13 protein-coding genes and 3 pseudogenes are annotated in these 16,404 nt (G+C 53.7%); 3 read left to right on the top strand and 13 right to left on the bottom strand.

The window, feature by feature from the left end; translation table 11 throughout:
- Nucleotides 1-534: 534 nt before the first annotated feature.
- The 3 genes and pseudogenes from ACJ8IM_RS03035 to ACJ8IM_RS03025 all read right to left on the bottom strand — a co-directional run.
- Nucleotides 535-1,434 carry a hypothetical protein gene (locus tag ACJ8IM_RS03035; RefSeq protein ID WP_154231896.1) on the bottom strand — a complete coding sequence of 300 codons (900 nt, stop codon included), beginning with the start codon at nt 1,432-1,434 and terminating at the stop codon, nt 535-537.
- Nucleotides 1,435-2,754 carry an AAA family ATPase gene (locus ACJ8IM_RS03030; RefSeq protein ID WP_072008453.1) on the bottom strand — a complete coding sequence of 440 codons (1,320 nt, stop codon included), beginning with the start codon at nt 2,752-2,754 and terminating at the stop codon, nt 1,435-1,437.
- Nucleotides 2,755-3,101: 347 nt separating this feature from the next.
- Nucleotides 3,102-3,320: pseudogene (locus ACJ8IM_RS03025) on the bottom strand (DUF3577 domain-containing protein); the annotation flags it as partial.
- Between ACJ8IM_RS03025 and ACJ8IM_RS03020 the strand changes: the two are divergent.
- Nucleotides 3,316-3,623 (top strand): annotated as a pseudogene (locus tag ACJ8IM_RS03020) (LysR family transcriptional regulator); the annotation flags it as partial. The pseudogenes ACJ8IM_RS03025 and ACJ8IM_RS03020 overlap by 5 nt on opposite strands.
- 250 nt (nt 3,624-3,873) lie before the next feature.
- Here the strand turns inward: ACJ8IM_RS03020 and ACJ8IM_RS03015 are convergent.
- Nucleotides 3,874-4,649, bottom strand: a pseudogene (locus ACJ8IM_RS03015) (LysR family transcriptional regulator).
- 107 nt (nt 4,650-4,756) lie between these two features.
- Here ACJ8IM_RS03015 and ACJ8IM_RS03010 point away from each other — a divergent pair.
- Nucleotides 4,757-6,064: a serine hydrolase domain-containing protein gene (locus ACJ8IM_RS03010; RefSeq protein WP_033655198.1), complete on the top strand. Its 1,308-nt coding sequence runs from the start codon at nt 4,757-4,759 to the stop codon at nt 6,062-6,064.
- A gap of 91 nt (nt 6,065-6,155) precedes the next feature.
- On the opposite strand, the gene ACJ8IM_RS03005 is transcribed toward ACJ8IM_RS03010, so the two are convergent.
- The 9 genes from ACJ8IM_RS03005 to ACJ8IM_RS02965 all read right to left on the bottom strand — a co-directional run bounded on the left by ACJ8IM_RS03005 (nt 6,156) and on the right by ACJ8IM_RS02965 (nt 15,240).
- Nucleotides 6,156-6,929 carry an ankyrin repeat domain-containing protein gene (locus tag ACJ8IM_RS03005; protein ID WP_033655200.1) on the bottom strand — a complete coding sequence of 258 codons (774 nt, stop codon included), beginning with the start codon at nt 6,927-6,929 and terminating at the stop codon, nt 6,156-6,158.
- Complete coding sequence (locus tag ACJ8IM_RS03000; protein WP_033655202.1) at nt 6,926-8,428, bottom strand: hypothetical protein; 1,503 nt, start codon at nt 8,426-8,428, stop codon at nt 6,926-6,928. Before ACJ8IM_RS03000 ends, ACJ8IM_RS03005 begins: the two co-directional genes overlap by 4 nt.
- Nucleotides 8,429-8,651: 223 nt before the next feature.
- Nucleotides 8,652-9,731 (bottom strand): LPS export ABC transporter permease LptG, encoded by a 1,080-nt coding sequence (lptG, locus tag ACJ8IM_RS02995; RefSeq protein WP_033655203.1) that lies wholly within the window; start codon nt 9,729-9,731, stop codon nt 8,652-8,654.
- Entirely contained in the window at nt 9,728-10,798 is a 1,071-nt protein-coding gene (gene lptF / locus ACJ8IM_RS02990; RefSeq protein ID WP_033655204.1) for an LPS export ABC transporter permease LptF, read from the bottom strand. Before lptF ends, lptG begins: the two co-directional genes overlap by 4 nt.
- A 28-nt stretch (nt 10,799-10,826) precedes the next feature.
- A complete protein-coding gene (locus tag ACJ8IM_RS02985; RefSeq protein ID WP_033635227.1) occupies nt 10,827-11,393 on the bottom strand; it encodes a YtfJ family protein in 567 nt (188 codons plus the stop codon).
- A 20-nt stretch (nt 11,394-11,413) separates the two neighbouring features.
- Nucleotides 11,414-12,283: a hypothetical protein gene (locus ACJ8IM_RS02980; protein WP_033655207.1), complete on the bottom strand. Its 870-nt coding sequence runs from the start codon at nt 12,281-12,283 to the stop codon at nt 11,414-11,416.
- Nucleotides 12,280-13,617, bottom strand: a complete 1,338-nt coding sequence (locus ACJ8IM_RS02975; RefSeq protein ID WP_033655209.1) for a lipopolysaccharide biosynthesis protein — start codon at nt 13,615-13,617, stop codon at nt 12,280-12,282. The genes ACJ8IM_RS02980 and ACJ8IM_RS02975 overlap by 4 nt, the downstream gene beginning before the upstream one ends.
- 72 nt (nt 13,618-13,689) lie before the next feature.
- A complete protein-coding gene (locus ACJ8IM_RS02970) occupies nt 13,690-14,484 on the bottom strand; it encodes a hypothetical protein (RefSeq protein WP_033655210.1) in 795 nt (264 codons plus the stop codon).
- Between the two features lie 30 nt (nt 14,485-14,514).
- Nucleotides 14,515-15,240 carry a lipoprotein gene (locus tag ACJ8IM_RS02965; RefSeq protein WP_033655211.1) on the bottom strand — a complete coding sequence of 242 codons (726 nt, stop codon included), beginning with the start codon at nt 15,238-15,240 and terminating at the stop codon, nt 14,515-14,517.
- A gap of 373 nt (nt 15,241-15,613) precedes the next feature.
- Here ACJ8IM_RS02965 and ACJ8IM_RS02960 point away from each other — a divergent pair, with 373 nt between their 5' ends.
- Nucleotides 15,614-16,345, top strand: coding sequence for an ATP-binding protein (locus ACJ8IM_RS02960; RefSeq protein WP_033647963.1), 732 nt, complete (start codon nt 15,614-15,616; stop codon nt 16,343-16,345).
- Nucleotides 16,346-16,404: the final 59 nt, after the last annotated feature.

The following is a 16,404-nucleotide window of genomic DNA, read 5'->3' as shown; positions in this document are numbered from 1 at the left end:
AACAATCATTCATCTGGTTTTGCGAATACTGATATTGATGATACAAACGGCCCACCGGCCTGTTGAGGAACCTGTAAAACGGAAAGGCTCGCTGAAGCCGTATATTTTCTGGAGGTTCATCAGGCGCGGAACTCATCGAGGCGCGGGAATAAAATCCCATTCAGACGCCGGATAGATTCAAGCAAGCCAACTTATCGTCAAAATCGGTGTTGCAAAAACGGGAGTGACCATAGATTCCGTTTTCCAAGCTGACCCCTATCAAGACGGGTGGAGACGCTTGCGATGGAATGGCCGCGATCAACAACCTGTTTGATCGCTTGAATTTTGAACTCTTCAGGATAAAGCTTACCGCTCATGGGTACCTCTCTTTTAAGTCATCTTAAATGACTCGGAAGTGTCTGTTAAACCCGTGGCGATTCACTGTGCGCAATTATTCTGCATGCTTCAATCAACAACTATTTTTGCATTTTCAAAAAAACGCCGACCGGAGGCAGCGTTGTTTTGAGTAAATAATTTAAAGCTTGAAAAAACTCATCACATACTAAAAAAAATCTCTAAATCATTCTTAACTTTCCAGTCGTTTATTTTTCTATAGAGATTTGTACTACAAAATTTATTCCTATCAAAGCACATGGCAAGTGCCTCCTCTAATTTATCAGGATGCTGAAATATATCACTCTTACTTTTAACTCCGATAGAGGATAATATGCATGTTATTTCAGCTACATCATGTCCATTAATAACTTCAAGTACATCATGATTTTCCATCAACACTTTATCAAGATTATCAGTGATCACTTGTTGTGCACAAACGATTGTATCTCTATTTTTAGAATATTCAGATATGACATGAATCATTTTAGATGTGTCAATGTTAAATTCTTTGTCACAGACAAATTTCTTGAATTTTATTCTATTTCCACCTTGCTTTGCGGGCTTAAATAACAATCCCAGCCCTGATCTTTTGTTAGCAAGCCTCAAACACCCAATAAGGTATGACATTTTAATTACCCTTGATTTGAACGACTCCCCTATTCTTTTTTCAAAAGCATCTAGCTTATCCTGCTCAACAGTTACAGCCAATAAATCCTCAAGAGTGTTCACTGCCAACATCATGACTTCGCTGTCATGACCATCAGTTGGATAGATGTCAATTGCATAGTCTACCTCAAACTTTCTATTATCTTTCAATCGTAAGAAGTCTGCATCACGAATAGCTATTTTCTTGTTAAATCCCCTTAGAGATAATATATCGAAAACTTCACGCAACTTATACTTACCAAATGTCTGCGTGAGCTTGACCTGTTCTTTTTGAAAGAACTTAGTGTAAACTTTAATGTCCTTAACTCCCTCCACTAAAATGTGCGTTCCTTCGAAGCTATTTTGTTGCATAATTGAGTTTGCGATCCGTTCAGCAGTAATGTATCCCTCCACTCACTTTACCCCTAACAATTCAACTCTCAAATCCCAATTAGATGAAATTATGTCAGGAGAGTGAGTAGCAATAACTGCAGAAATTTCATTTAGAGCAGCAACTCTTTTTAAGTCATCTATAAATTGCGTTTGCCATGAAATATGCAATGAAAGTTCAGGCTCATCAATTAGGATAAGATCTCCAGGGGTTGAATTGAAAATAAGCTTAAAGAACAAAACAAGTTCATGTTGCTCACCAGAGGAAAGCTTGCCTAATGCGATATTAATGGGGTTGTTTCTTTTATCACTAATGATGGATGAAAATGTAATGCCCTCATCTTTATTAACTTTGATAGTTTTATGTTTAAATCGGTTGCTTATTATATCCATAAATAATCCAATTTTCTCTGCCAACTTTTCATACGGCTCGAGCTTTTTCTTACTATCCTCAACGTATTGCTTCATTGATATGATGATAGAATCATTATTTTCATCCTCAATTACTGCAAGCTCTGTGTCTTGAGCATCAACAACCAATCCTGCAGCTGATAAAGTTTTCCTTTTTTCGTTTAAATCAGAAAGATCTTCATTTAGCTGGGAATAAGTATAATTATTTTCCTCACGAAGACTTTTTACTAAACGATTGGGATATGTGCTATCAAGAGCTGACGTGATATCTGCAGAGGATTTTATTGCAACTGATATTAAGTCTTTCAACTGATTTGAGCATTGTATTACAGCGCTTTCATAGGCGTTTTTGCTCATTTCATTTCTGGTGATTATTCGCTGGGTTTCAATGAGTCTAATATTGATTTTTTTTGTTTCTTCTAAAATCCATTTTAGCGGCTTTATTCTCTCTAAATCATTACGATGCTTATATTCTAAATATTCATTTTCTTTCATTAAATCATAGAAATCTTTAGATTCATAATCATAACGAGAGTGCAGCATCTCGTAATGAATCATCTCTATTTCTCTTCTTCGCCGCTCCATTGAATGAATCTTTTTCCCATGCTTAGAATTTGATAACCTCTCAGGTTTTGATTTGGGATTTGAATTAAAAAACTTTCTTTGCACATATAATGTTGAGTCATTTCCATGCAAGCTTTTAGAAAAACCCCAAGACTCTCCGGTATCAAAAAAGATAACAATACTTTCAAAATCAAGCTCAACTAAAAAATCGTAATCATTCCTAAAAATGGCACTAATAGCTTCCAAAAGCTTGGTCTTACCGATTCCATTTTCACCTAAAACAATCGTAATATCTGGATTTTCATTTAGTGGAATATCATGGTTAAAAATCCCAAATAGATTCTTAACAGATATTTTGGATATTTTCATCTTCGTCCTTTTATTTCAAAAATTATCGACTTAAGACACCTGGTTACTAAAAAATCCAATTTCCGTGCCCATGCCTGTCACCAACACTGGGTTGGATCCCAAATTTCATTCATTAAAATAACAAATTTTAAATGAAAAATATACATTTTCAATCGATAATATTGACAGTAAAGGGTATCAGATATGTGACAAAAGGAGTTCATTAAGCTCCAATCAGTTAATCAGCCCATTTTAGCCACCACCAATTATTCCATAACATCTTTGAAATGCTAGTTCGTTTTAGATAGCCTGCCCAAAAATGAGCAGGCTTAGGAGTAATATCAGTATAAGTTTTCGGCGTAGGATTGCTACTGTGAAGCGGCGTTCGGCGCCTGTTGCAGTTCCGCATGTTCAGTCCTGTAAACCATATCCTAGCCTATTTTGACCTAGTCCACCTTGATCAGACGGGCTTTCAGGTTGACGCGACTTTCACCGGCATGCTCACCATTTTTCAGCTGAAAAATGTCCGTTGAGGGGGGGCTGAGGACGAAACCAATTAGCACTTTCTTGTCTTCATCAACTTGGAATGAGAAGCGAGGTATCCTAGATCTACAACTTGAGCAGATGGGTTATATACGGCAGATAGCGATCAAAACGCCATCCATTCTGAGTTCGCCGTTTATTGTTGAAGAAAGCGATCTGCTGATGACAATTCCCCGCCTCGCAGCAGAGAAACTGCTCACGGCAATCAATATCAAGATTTTTGCACTGCCGTTCAAGATCCCCTCCTTTGAAGTGAAGATTTGTTCGTATATACGTAGCGATAAGCGACTAACTGGCTGAAGTCAGTATTGGAACTGCTGGCGAAAGAGGTAAATTCAGAGCTGTGAGTGCGAAAAACCGAAATGGTGAGGTGTTTTACTTTTGAATGGAATTATTTGCAGATTATAAAATATGAACGTCCGCTTCTCGCTAAAACTGCCCCTTAATGCCACCGTTCAAAGCAATAAACCAGCACCAGTAGCTGTGGAACGGAAGCGTTATGGGGCTCATTGAGGAAAACAGAAATCCCTGCTTAAGAGCGATCAGATCGACAACGTAGATGATGAGTCCTAAGACCGTCTTCCGGTAACAACACCGCTAATCTAGCAGCGACTTTTCACACCGCAATTTCCCCCATAACCCCGGCAACAACGCCAGTGTCTCATCAATCAGCGCCCGTCTGTCATTGCCCGGCTTCCAGATGGTCACCATGGTTTGGCTGATCCCCTGGCTGCCCACTTCGGTGCGCAGCGTGTTGACGTTTTTCCACTGTTCGGCATGCATGTGCGTCGGCAAGAATCCCCAGCCGCAGCCTTGTTCGAGCAGGGCGCGCAGCATTTCCAGTTCGTTGGTGAAGATAGTGTGCCCGGAAATTTGCAGGCGGCGCGCCACTCCATGGCGTCGCCCACGCTGCGGTTGCGCGCCTGGCAGATGCCCAGATCGGCTTGGCCGCTCGCCAGCAGCCTTTCCGCTTCATCGCGCGAGGCGTTAATCAGGCTCAGGCGCGTGTTGCGTTGGGCCATAGCGGCAATCAGCGCCTGCAGCAGCGCGCGGGGGGTAAAGGGGTCGTAGACCAGCGAAATTTCCTGCGCCGCGCTCTTCGGCACGTCTTTGGCAAATGCCTCAAACGCTTTCACCTGGCGCATCAGCAGGTGCGCCTGGCGCTGCAGCTGTTCGCCTTCCGGCGTCAGGTGCAGGCTGCGCCCCTCGCGCAGGAACAGCGCATAGCCCAAGCCATCCTCGAGAAAATCAATCAAATCGCGCAGCGTCGTGCGGTCTTTGCCCAGCTTGAGCGCGGCTTTCGCCAGGCTGCCGTGCTCGGCCACGGCGGTGAAGGCTTCCAGTTGGGCAAAGGAATAAATCAGGCTCGGCACGCGGTTCTCCCGTCGATTTTTCGGGGGATTTTCCCCCATCAGGCGTTTTTTATTATAGGCCGCGTTTTTTTAAGCTGAACGCCTTCCTGAGCTAAGTGAGAAAAAATATGAAAAGCAAAGTGTTTAACCGCAGCCTGCTGGCGGGCGTTGTCATCAGTCTCTGCAGCGGCCTGTTGGCACCCGCCGCGCTGGCCGCCTGTGCGGGCACCGAACTCAGCGCCTGTCCCGCGCCTTTCGATGCGCAATTGCCGGATACGCACAAGATGCTCACCTGGAGCCAGAGCGACCGGGTGATCGGTTTTCGTAACGACTATCGTAACTATGCCGGGGATGTGTTTCACCACGGCAACGCCGCGCCGCTGCTTACTGCCGCTAAACCGTTAACCGACGCCAGCTATCGGGTGAATGGCAAAACCTACCACCTGCAGGATTACCTGCAGCGCCAGAACGTCAGCGGCATACTGGTATTGAAAGACGGCAAAATCGCCTGGAAATATCTGGGGCAGGGCAATACCGACGCCACCCTGTGGACGTCGCGCTCGGTGGGCAAATCCGTGGTCGCCACGCTGGTGGGCGTGGCGATTAAACAGGGCAAGATCCGCTCACTCGACGATCTCATCACGCAATACGAACCCGATCTGAAAGGCACCGCGTGGGACGGCGTGACTCTCAGGCAGCTGATCACCCACACCTCGGGCGTGGCGTGGAATGAGGATTACACCAACCCAAAATCGGACTTCGCGCAGTTGACCGAGTGTGAAGCCAGGCCCGGCACCTACGCCTGCGTGCGCAAGCTGGTGGCCGGTTTGCAGCGTGCGCATCCGGCCGGGCAGAACTGGTCTTACTCCTCCGGCGGCGCGTGGCTGCTGGGCGACGTGCTGGAGCGTGCCACCGGCATGCCGCTGGCGGCCTATCTGCAGCAAAGCATCTGGCAGCCCTACGGCATGGCGAGCGATGGGGTGTGGCATGCCTACGCCAAAGGCCAGCACGACGTGGGCGCGCACGGGTTCAACGCCACGCTGGAAGACTGGGGGCGCTTCGGCGAATTCATCCTGCATAACGGGACGTTGCCGAACGGCAAACAGATCCTGCCGAAAGATTGGGTAGCCCAGTCGTCCAACTGGACGCGGGCGGCAGGGTCGGTGTCGGCGGCGCATCCAAACGGCATCTACGGCTTCCAGTGGTGGAACAACGAAGTGCCGGTGAATGCGACCAACGTGGAACCCGCCCCGCAGGCTTCCCTCAAGCATTCCCTGTGGGCGCTGGGGATCTTCGGCCAGATGATTATGGTTAATCAGGCGGAGAATCTGGTGATCGTCCAGTGGTCCACCTGGCCGCAGGCGGAGCCTTCTTTCAGCGCGCAACCGCTGGAGGCATCGCTGATGTTTAGTGCGATAGCGAAGGAATTGCGTTAACGTCGGCTGGGCAAGCAGGGGCTGGATGGCGGTTGCCATTCAGCCCCTGAACGGTATATTACATGTTTTCGACGTCGACCTTAGGGGAGTCTCAATTCTCTACAGGTAGTGGAGGCCAGTCACCACCCTTTTTAATTAATAACTCTTTTATCTTGTCAATTTTCTCTTTATCTTCGGCATCGCCTACACCTCTATCTATAAAGCGCTGAAGCTGATTGCCCATAGTCCAACCAAACTTCCCTTTTATTTTGCTATCCGCACCTCTCTCTAACAAAAGAATCGTATGATCAAACGAACGAGAATCCAGTGAGCTTATTAACAAGGTGTTTCCCAATGAATCTCTTGTGTTTATATCCGCACCATAATCTAACATCACCTTTAAAGTTTCAGTGTTTTTCGCGTCTAATGCTTCGAATATAATTGGCTCATTATGAACTTTATCTCTAGAATTCGGTGGTAACCCACCATCCAACATTGCTTTTATCCAGACATCTTTATCGCCCTGCAGGACAAACTCAGCTGGACTGCTTCCCCCTTCCGGTCTGGGTTGCAATGGGTCTGCACCCGCTTTAACCAAGTCAGTAATAATGCTCAGTCTTTTCGGCGTATTTTTATCATAGATTGCGTTTAGCACCGACCAAAACAGCAGGGTCATGTCCGCCTTAACCGGTCGATTCAGTTCTTCCTTGCTTATTGAAGGAAGCTTCTCATTCAGTTTCACTTCGTCGCCATCATAAATCAGTTGGGCGATGTCCAGTTGACGGCCTACAAAAAAATCCCGTGGTTCATATTCCATGTTTTTTTCGCATCCTTGCATCATGAGAGCAGTAAAGAGTAACGCCATTGCCATTATCAACTTGCTCATATTCTCCCCCTGATGGTGGCGACATCCTCGTCTTTCTGATCTTCAATCAACTTTATTGTCTGGTCTATACCGTGTTTATCGAGCAAGGTTCCTGTCCCACCGGCAAGAGTGTGCGGTATGCCGGCGGCATCAGGCAGCGCCAGTGATGACCACTCTTTCAAGGTGAAAGGCAATGCTACGCCCCAGGGTTTTTGCAAAGAATCGGGCAGGGCATTTTTTATAAGCTGATAATCACTTTCGTTATTAACCTCCTGTAACGTGGTTAATAGCTCACCTTCCACTCGATAGGCCTGTATGTTCTTGGCTGAACCAATCATCTCAGATCCGTATCTTCCTACAGTTCCATGATGGAGTCCGGCTGCATTAAACGTCCATGCGGGTTTTCCACTGGTCATTGATGCTGCGGAAGCCATTCCACCACCTAATGAATGACCAGAGATATCAATACTGGGGGTTTTTGATATGCCGTCACCAATCTCAACAGCCTTTTTATAATACTCAGAACTTTTACCAATCCCTTGAGCACCGTTATTTATCCAGTCATTTACATTTTTAATGCCCGATAAATCACCTTTAAGTGCTTTTTTTGCGGCGCTGCCGATTCCCTGCGGGAACTCTGGCGCTCTTGACCCTCTGAACACGACCGTTGGGTTCATCTCTTTACCAAAAATACCTCTATCAGGTTGATATACTCGGGCCAGAAAGTCTGGAGATAAATTGTTATCATAAAGCATTGAGCTTTTAAGACCCAGTTTGTTTAGCGCCAACTCATCGTTACTGACATCTTTCCAACCCTCAGGAATGCCGGGTGTATCCTTTAGCGGATTCGTGGTCTTGTAGATATTCTCCGCCAGCTTTGCCTTCTCGACGGCGACATTGTTTACCGCCAGGCGTTCCGAGGCGATTCGGGCGTCCGGGTAGATACTCCGTTGCCCGCGGCCAATGAGGTATTTTCGCTCCTGCCAGCGTTGCGCTTTGGTCAAGGAGCCAGACACGACCGACTGTGAGGCTCTTGCACCTTGCGCCGGGATATCCGGGCCAAGGGCCGGTTTGGCCCGCGTGACTTGTGCGGGGAAGACGGACGGGCGCGCCCGGCGGCCACCGTAAGACTTCACGGCCTCTTCGTACCGCTTCACTATCTTGTCCACCGGGTAGTTGGGCTCTTGTCTCCCCTGCGGTATCAGGTAGCCGTCGATGTCGGCGTAAAATGGCCCCATCGTCGCCAACACGCCGGGCCGGGTTTCGACCGCTACGACAACGCCTCTCATTAGGTCGCTCTGCACTCTTGCGCGCAGGTTAGAGCTTATTCCGTTTTGCGTAACGCCGACTTCACGGCGGATCCGTTCGCCACCGCGAAAACCAGAAAAAAGCGACAGAATGTCATTGTCCGGCATGTATGAAAGGCCGTGACAGGCGCTGGAAGGGCTGACTATACGGGGGAATTCATCAGGTGAAATAATATCATCGGCGATATACAGCAGTTTCAAACGGGAAAACATAGTGTGTCTCTTCCTTTGCTTGCTGCGTCTTGGCCTGTTCAGGCGGGCGCTCGCACTCCTTGCACTCGATGGCCCCCTGAGGGGCATGTTATCGAACGGCAGTCAGCGATAGCTAACGGCGCATAGGACACCAGATAAGGGATGATAACGGCTCAGGCCAATTTGTAAAGCCGGCCAAAGGTTAACCGGAAAGTTCTTGTTTTCCAAAGGCTGCTGCGGGCTTTTAACCCCGCCGATCAAACCGATAAACCAGCACTAACGCCAGCGCCAGGATCAGCAGCGGCGGGGCGAGGGCGGTGAAGGGCGCGTTGAGGGCGAACAGCAACCCCAGATTGAGAACGATCTGATAAGCGATGTAGGTCAGCAGCCCGACGATCACGCCAAGCGCTAACCGGCTGCCCATGCCGGGGGCGCGCGGGGCGGTAAAGGTAAACGGGATGGCCAGCAAAATCATCGCCAGCACCAGCAGGGGCTGGCCGAGTTTTTTCCACAGCGCCAGGCGGTATTCGGTGCTGGGCTGCCCCGAGCCCTGCAGGTAATCGATATAGCGCTCCAGCTGTTGCAGCGAGAAGCTGCCGGCCGGCAGAGTCAGCTCTTTCAGGCTCGGCACGGCGAACAGCGAGCGCCACGGCAGGCTGCTTTGCCGCGCAATCGTCTCTTTTCTGCCTTGCCAGCTTTTCTGCATCACGTTGTGCAGCAGCCAGCTGCCGTCGGCGGCGGTGCTGGCGCTGTCGGCGTAAATGTAAGATTCCAGCGCGCGGTTGGCCTGATAACGGAATATCTCAATGCCGTGGGGCTGGTCGTTCTCATCGACGGTTTTGACCGTCACAAACTCATTGCCGCGCCGCGCCCACAGCGGGTTCACGGTCACGTCGTTAGCGTTCGACTGCGCCAGGGCGTTGTTCTTCATCTGCAGCGCGCGTTGCTGCAGTGGCGAGGCCGCCCATTCATCGAGGGCGCCGAGCGAGAGGTTCATCAGCAGCCCGGCGGCGAGCATCACCAGCGCGATGCGGAATATCGACATCCCGGCGGAGCGGATCGCGGTCAGTTCCAGGGTTTTAGATAGCTGCCCCAGCCCGACGATGCCGCCGAGCAGCGCGATAAACGGCCCCAGATCGACCAGGCTGCGCGGCAGGGTCAGCACGGTCACCAGCAGCGCCTGCTGCCAGCGGTAGCCGCCCGGGGTCACGTCCTCCAGCTCGTTGATCAGCGTAAAGGTGGTGAACAGCGGAATGAGCAGCCCGGCCGCGGCGGCGAAGCCGATGAACACGTTGCGGATCAGGTAACGGCTAAAAATAGTCATCGGGAGGGTTTCCGCAGCAGGGATAAGTCGCGCGCCAGCAACAGGGCTATGCCGGCAGCCATCGCCAGTGGCACCAGCCAAACGCCGGGGATCGTCGGCACAGAGCCGTTGGCGACCAGCGTGCGGCAAATGTTGCCGCCATAGAAAATCACGGTAAACAGCACCGTCAGGGGCAGCAGCGCGGCGTAGCGCCCTTGTCGCGGCTTGATACGGCTAAAGGGGATCGCCAGCAGCACCATCAGCACGGTGGTCAGCCCGCGGCTTTCGCGCCATTGCAGTTCGGCGGCGTCGCCCGGATCGGCGGAGCGCGCCAGCTCCGCCGGCGAGGCCGATTTGTGTCGGCTCTCGGCGCTGGGCACGAACGGCTTGAGCGCGATATCAAAGTTGTCGTAGTTCTGCCCGTTGTCGTCGGTGCCCTGGCGATCCAGCACATAGGCGGTGCCGGTTTTCAGCCGCACGGCGGGGCTGGCGGGGGAGGCGTCGAGCACCTCCACCGACTGCGCGCGGTACAGGTTGGTATGATGGCCGCCGCGCACATAAATCAGGGCGTCCGTCAGGTGGTTGGCCGTTTTGTCGACGTGGTTGGCGAGGATCATGCGGCCGTTGCCGCTAACGTTGAATTTGTCGGCCTGCAGGTGGCTCACGTCCAGCAACGACTGCGACTCTTGCTGCAGCTGATAAATATTGGCGTACGCCCAGGGCCTGCCATACAGCGACAGCAGCGTGACCGCTATCGCCAGCGGCACGGCCAGTATCAGCACCGCCTTGTACAGCCGCAGCGGGCTGGCGCCGGCGGCCAGCATGGCGGTGATCTCCGCATCGCTGTACAGCTGGCTCAGCGCCACCGCCACCGAGACATACAGCGCGACGGGCAATATCATCTCCAGCGCGATCAGCGACTTATAGAACACCACGTCGGCCACCACCCGCAGCGCCAGCGTGCCGTTGGCGGCGTCGGTCAGGTAGCGCTGGGCGGAGTAGCTGGCGAACATGAAGATCAGAAACCCGGCGATCATCATCACCAGGCGGCGGATCTCAACCGTGATGTAGCGTTCGATCAAAGACATGCGTCATCGGCTCCCGGCGGCGTGCGCTTCATGGCGTCTCCCGCGCGATCAGCGCGCGCAGCAGGGCAATCACCTGGTCAACTTCCTGCGGGGTGAGTGCGCCGTCCTTCGCCCACTGCACGCGCCCGGCCTGGTCCAGCACCACGATGGTGGAGCTCTCCTCTGGCAGCCGCCAGGCCATGCGCCCCAGCCCGTCGCTGTCGACGATGAACTGCGCCCAGGGGTAATTCCGCTTGTTTTTCTCGATCTTGCCGCGCACGAAAAAGCCGGAGCCCGGGATCGCGTCGTCGGTGTTGACGATGGTGGTCGGCTGGAAGCGATCGCCCGGCAGGTTCGCGTCCTTGACGGCGTTGATCAGCAGCGAGTTCTTCTTCTTGGCGGAGGTGCGCCCGGCGATGTATTGGATCACCCGCACTTTGCCCGCCAGTTTTGCGCTGTTCCACGGCCGGTAGCTGAAATCGCCGTTGCGCAGCAGCAGTTCGCCGCGATCGGCGATGGCGATCGGCGCCACCGGCCGGCCCTGCACGAAGTTATGCGCGGATGCCGCCAGCGGCGACAGCAGCAGCGTGAAGATCAGCAAGCGACGCAACGTCATCATGGCTCCTTGCAACGCGCTTATCTGCCCGCCGCGACGGCCGGCGGGGAAAACGACAGCGGAAAGCGCGCCAGCAGCAGCTCCAGGCGCTGGCGAATGTCGATATCCAGGATCGCCGGCCGATCGTAGATATCGCCGCCGGCCAGTTTGTCCGCCACCATCACGTCGTGCCGGTCGCCCATCAGGCCGTTAATCGCCGCCAGGAAGCGCGAGATCTGCCGGGCCTCGCGGTTGTCGGGGTCGATCGATCTCAGCGTGTCGTAAAACGACACCTGGCGGCTGACGATTTTGCGCACGTTGTGGAACTGGTGCCCGGTCAGCGCCGGGCTGGCGATCAGCGTCTGCAGCTGGCGCATTTGCTCCTGGCGGTAGGCGATAAAGCCCTGTGCGCTTTCCAGCCGGGTGTGGCGCAGCGCATAGCGCACATATGACCACACCGGCTTGCTGAGCAGCAGCCGCAGCAGGTTGCCGTACAGCGTCAGGTTTTTCTGGTTGCCGTTGCGAAACGCATCCTGAAAATGGCCGAGCACCACAGTGGTGGTGTGGAACAGGCGGTTGGCGCGGTGGGGCGCGCCGTACAGCTGCTGGGCGAAGCGCAGATGCTTGTAGCGGGCGCGGATATATTTGTAGCGCATGCGGGTAGCCGCCGCCAACTGCGGATCTTGCAGGAAACCGTTCACCAGTTGCAGCAGCTCGCGGCGGGAAAAACCGTCTTCCCAAAACTGCAGGCACAGCGCGTAGTTGTCCCGGATGCTCTCGGGGGAACACTGCAAATCAATCTGCTGCGGCAGGCTGATATTCGCCTCAACCAGGTCGTCTTCTTCCACCGCGACAAACAGCGCCTGGGTGGTTTCGGCGGAGAACTTCTTCCAATTATCGGTAGCGGTCATTGATTACTCTCTTTGGGCGCATTCAGCCCCAACATAAAGCGATTGCGGTAGGCGCCGATCGTCGGTATCAGGGATAACAGAACGTCTAAACATTGCCCCAGTAAATAAGCGAAGGCGGCGCCCTGCACGCCGAAGGCATACGCCATCGACACCAGCAGCGCAATGTAGGCCGCCGAGGCCGTCGCCTGCGCGATCAGGAAGGCGCGCTGCTTGCCTGCCATAAACAGTAAGGACTCCTGCGGGAAGCCCATCATGGAAACGATGATCGCGCCCAGCATGATTTGAATCAGGTCATAGGCTTCCAGGTATTGCTGCCCGAACACCGCGGAAATGAGCGGTTTGCCCACCAGCAGCATCAACACCGCGACGGCCAGGCCGATGCCGCCGGCCAGCAGCGAGGAGCGCAGGCCCAGCAGCCACGGGGTCTTGGTGCGCGGATCCAGGCGCATGATCTCCGGATAGAAGCTTTTCTCCAGCAGCTTGGCCGGGGTGCCCGTCGCATCGAAGAAGGTCATGGCGATCTTGAACAGCCCGGCGGCGGCCGGCCCGAGCACCACGCCCACCAGCACGGTGGTGCAGGAGTTGCGTGCGGCCCAGATGGTGTGGGCGATGTTGGTGGTCCAGACGAAGTTCCAGGCGCCCTCGATGCGGCGCGCGACGTTGAACAGGCGCGGCCTCAGCGCGCCGTGGATATCGCGGCGGCGCAGCTCGCGTGCGGTGAACCACCAGAACAGCGTGCCGCCGATCAGGTTAGAGGCGTACCAGGTGACGATAAAGCCGGGGAATCCCAGATCGAAATAATAGGAGATGACGCTGCCCACCGCCTGCAGGAACGGCTTGATCGCCTGCTGAATGGCGATGAGATCGAAGCGGTTGAAGGCGCGCAGCACGCCGGTCGGCGTGGACGAGGTCATCGACGGGATCAGGGTGCAGTACAGCATGGCGAGCCAGAAGCTTTCGCTGTCCAGCCCCAGGGCGTGAGACAAGAAAGGCAGCATGATCATACCGCCCAGCACGGCGATGACGCCGCTGGCGATATCCAGCCCGAAGGAGAAGGCGACGACGTCGCGGAAGCGCCCGGTGTTTTGATGCTCCAGCGCCGGGGTGCCGAATTGCACCACAAACTGCCAGGTCTGGAATTTGATGAAATCGCTGACCGCTTTGGTATAGGCCTGGATCACCACCAGCACGCCGAACATTTCAGGCGACATGCCTTTACCGGCGCAGGAGAGCGCCAGCAGGCCGAGCAGCGCGCTGGCCACGCTGCCGGAGCCTAAGTAGGCGGCATTACGTAAAATGGAGCGAAATGCGCCATCGGAAAACCACCGTTTCATAACCCAAACCAGCCGTTATCGTTGTTTTGCTGCATCTTGTGTTCCGCTGTCATGCGCTTGCCCTGTATGCGTTTAATAAACCTGAGTTTCTTCGCCGGCGTTTTCGCCGGGTTGCCCGATGTCGCTCTGTGGGCGCTTCGCGGGGTTCACCACGGCGGAAATGGCGTTGAGCGCGTTGCTCAGCACCTCGTCGTAAGGGGCTCTGGCGTCCAGCTCGATGATGCGCGCGCCGTTGTACTGCAGGCGCACCATGGCGGAAATCTTGTCTTTCAGCTCTTCATAGCTGTGATCGGGCTTGCGAGAAAACGCCGTATCGACGTCGATATCGAGGCGAATGATCAGCTCCGGCCGATAGACGGCCATGCGTTGATATAAACGGCGTTCGCGCGCCGCCAGGCGGCTCAATAGCCAGCCTTTTGCGCGTTCCACGCCGATGCCGGGCCCGTCGTAGTAAAAACCTGAAATTTCCGCCTGCGGGTAGCGATCGCTGATCACCAGCACGCCGCTCTGCGCCAGCCGCCGCACCTTGCGCAGGTTGGAGGCGCGCCACAGCGAAAAGCCGTACATGATCAGCGCCGCCCACAGCGCCGGCGGCCTGTTGCTCATGCGCTGGGTTTTATCGGATTTGGCCGCCAGGCGCCGTTCCAGCCACACGCCGATGAACGGCAATTTCTTGATTTTGTCGCCGTCTTCGCCGGAGATCAGCCCCAAATAGCGCCGCTCCGTGGGGCGATGTTGCTGCAGGTTCTTGACCAGATCGGCGGTCAGCGTGGACTTGCCGGTGCCGTCGCTGCCCACCACGGCAATCAGCCCGGTGATGCAGGCGGAAGAGGTATTCTGTTCGGCGGTGAGTTTATTTTTTTTCATCTGTTTCGGTACGAAAAGGTTATTTGGCGGCTAGGCATTGGCGGCCCTCAGCGATATTTTAACGGCGCGCAGAGACTCGTCGAAAATACGATTGGCCGGCTCGCGGCCGTCTAAATCCAATATGTTAGCGCCGTTAAACGTCAGGTGCGGGATGACGGCGATCTTTTCACGCAACGCCGCCAATGAGTGATCGGGTTTGCGTGAATAGGCCGTTTGTTCGTCAATATCCAGCCGAATTAATAATAAGGGCTGATAAGACGCCATCCATTGGTAGAGGTTTTGTTCGCGCTTTCTCAGCCAGCGGATCCAGCGATTGCCGCCGGCGGTTTTCGCCAGCTGCGGGCCATCGAAACGAAACCCCGCCACTTCGGCCTGCGGATAACGATCGGTGATCAGCAATGCGCCGCTGCGGCTTTTCTTCAGCATGCGACGGAATTTATAAACGCGCCAATAGGAGAGTAAAAAAATCACCAGCGCCGTGGCATTATCCGGCGGCGTGGAAGGGCGCTCATGCACGCGCTGCGACTTCTTCAATAAATAACGCCCGAAAGGGGCGCCAATAATCGGCAGCGAACTGATCCATTCGCCAATGCGCCCGGAAGACTGGCCGAGATAAAGCAGTTCGGCAGGTTCTTGCGGCGATAAGGCGTTGACCAGGCGGGCGGCTAACGTGGATTTTCCCGAGCCGTCACAGCCGGTTATCGCTATTACGCGCACGGGCGAGCGATCAGATGAAGGTCTTATCTGCTGACTCACAATAATTGATCCAATGCGAAAAAAACTATTGTATTCCAATACGCCTTGGGTTCAAGATATTTATTGTGCTTTGCTGCGATAAAATAATGAGATGGGAATTCCTGTTCGTTATTTGAATTGATATTTATGGCGATCGTTCTTGTTATTTTGTGCTAATTGTTGGTGCGTGCGCCGGTTTCGCTTTTTATGTTAATTTCCGGCCGGGCTAACGGCGAAAAAAGAGCAGGGCTTTTCAATTTTCGCTTAATGTTTTGTGCTTTTTTGGCGTCGCGTTACGGAAAATTTTTTCCACGCGGCCGCCACGGCAATGATAAGCGGTAGTTCGCTTCAAATATGGCACGCCGTTTCTGGTGTATTGAAAGAGAGTCTTATTATGAGTGCAAAATTTCCGCCGCTGATTGCGGTTATCGGCAGCGACGGATCGGGTAAGTCCACCGTTTGTGAACATCTGATCGCGTATATGAAACATTATGGCCCGGCGGTGCAGGTGCATCTGGGCAAACAGGCGGGCAACGTCGGCCGCGCGGCGGCGAAGTTGCCGCTGCTCGGGCGCTCGGTGGGCAAGGCTATCGAGAGCAATACCAAAAAAGTCAAAACGAAAAAATCCCGCATTGGCCTGCTGCCGTCGGCGGTGATCATCGCTTTCGTGGGGCGGCGCTTGCTGCGGTTTCGCCGCATGCTGGCGTATCGGCGGCAAGGGTTCATCGTGTTGACCGACCGTTTTCCGCAGGCGCAGATCCCCGGCGCTTACGACGGCACGGTTTTTCCCGTCGACGTTGAAGGGAGCCGGTTTGTCCGTTGGCTGGCGGCGCGCGAGCGGGCGGCGTTCCAATGGATGGCGGGGCAAAAACCGGATCTGGTGCTCAAGCTGAATGTCAGTCTGGCGGTGGCCTGCGCGCGCAAACCCGATCACCGCAAAGCGGCGCTGGAGAAGAAGATCGCCGTCACGCCGTTATTGACGTTCGAAGGCGCCGACATCGTGGATCTCGATGCCGATCGGCCGATCGAGGAGGTGCTTTCGGCGGCGGAAAAAGCCATCGCGGAATTTATGGCGGCGCAGGGTTATCGCTATTCCGCTGAGGAAGTATCAACGGCTGCGCACTGAGGCGCGCATCGGTTCGGCAGGGCGGCGATGCCATTTTCGGCACCGCCGCCGCGGCCGAG

Origin of the sequence: Serratia sp. CY33525 (assembly GCF_052169115.1) — a bacterium.
Classification (GTDB): Bacteria; Pseudomonadota; Gammaproteobacteria; order Enterobacterales; family Enterobacteriaceae; genus Serratia; species Serratia sarumanii.
The sequence above is the reverse complement of the archived record's forward strand: the minus strand, read 5'-3'. Positions and strand labels throughout refer to the sequence as shown.

Coding starts and splice junctions, on each gene's coding strand:
- ACJ8IM_RS03030 (WP_072008453.1), bottom strand. CDS start 2,754: ATGAAAATATCCAAAATATCTGTTAAGAATCTATTTGGGATTTTTAAC.
- ACJ8IM_RS03010 (WP_033655198.1), top strand. CDS start 4,757: ATGAAAAGCAAAGTGTTTAACCGCAGCCTGCTGGCGGGCGTTGTCATC.
- ACJ8IM_RS03005 (WP_033655200.1), bottom strand. CDS start 6,929: ATGAGCAAGTTGATAATGGCAATGGCGTTACTCTTTACTGCTCTCATG.
- ACJ8IM_RS03000 (WP_033655202.1), bottom strand. CDS start 8,428: ATGTTTTCCCGTTTGAAACTGCTGTATATCGCCGATGATATTATTTCA.
- lptG (WP_033655203.1), bottom strand. CDS start 9,731: ATGACTATTTTTAGCCGTTACCTGATCCGCAACGTGTTCATCGGCTTC.
- lptF (WP_033655204.1), bottom strand. CDS start 10,798: ATGTCTTTGATCGAACGCTACATCACGGTTGAGATCCGCCGCCTGGTG.
- ACJ8IM_RS02985 (WP_033635227.1), bottom strand. CDS start 11,393: ATGACGTTGCGTCGCTTGCTGATCTTCACGCTGCTGCTGTCGCCGCTG.
- ACJ8IM_RS02980 (WP_033655207.1), bottom strand. CDS start 12,283: ATGACCGCTACCGATAATTGGAAGAAGTTCTCCGCCGAAACCACCCAG.
- ACJ8IM_RS02975 (WP_033655209.1), bottom strand. CDS start 13,617: ATGAAACGGTGGTTTTCCGATGGCGCATTTCGCTCCATTTTACGTAAT.
- ACJ8IM_RS02970 (WP_033655210.1), bottom strand. CDS start 14,484: ATGAAAAAAAATAAACTCACCGCCGAACAGAATACCTCTTCCGCCTGC.
- ACJ8IM_RS02960 (WP_033647963.1), top strand. CDS start 15,614: ATGAGTGCAAAATTTCCGCCGCTGATTGCGGTTATCGGCAGCGACGGA.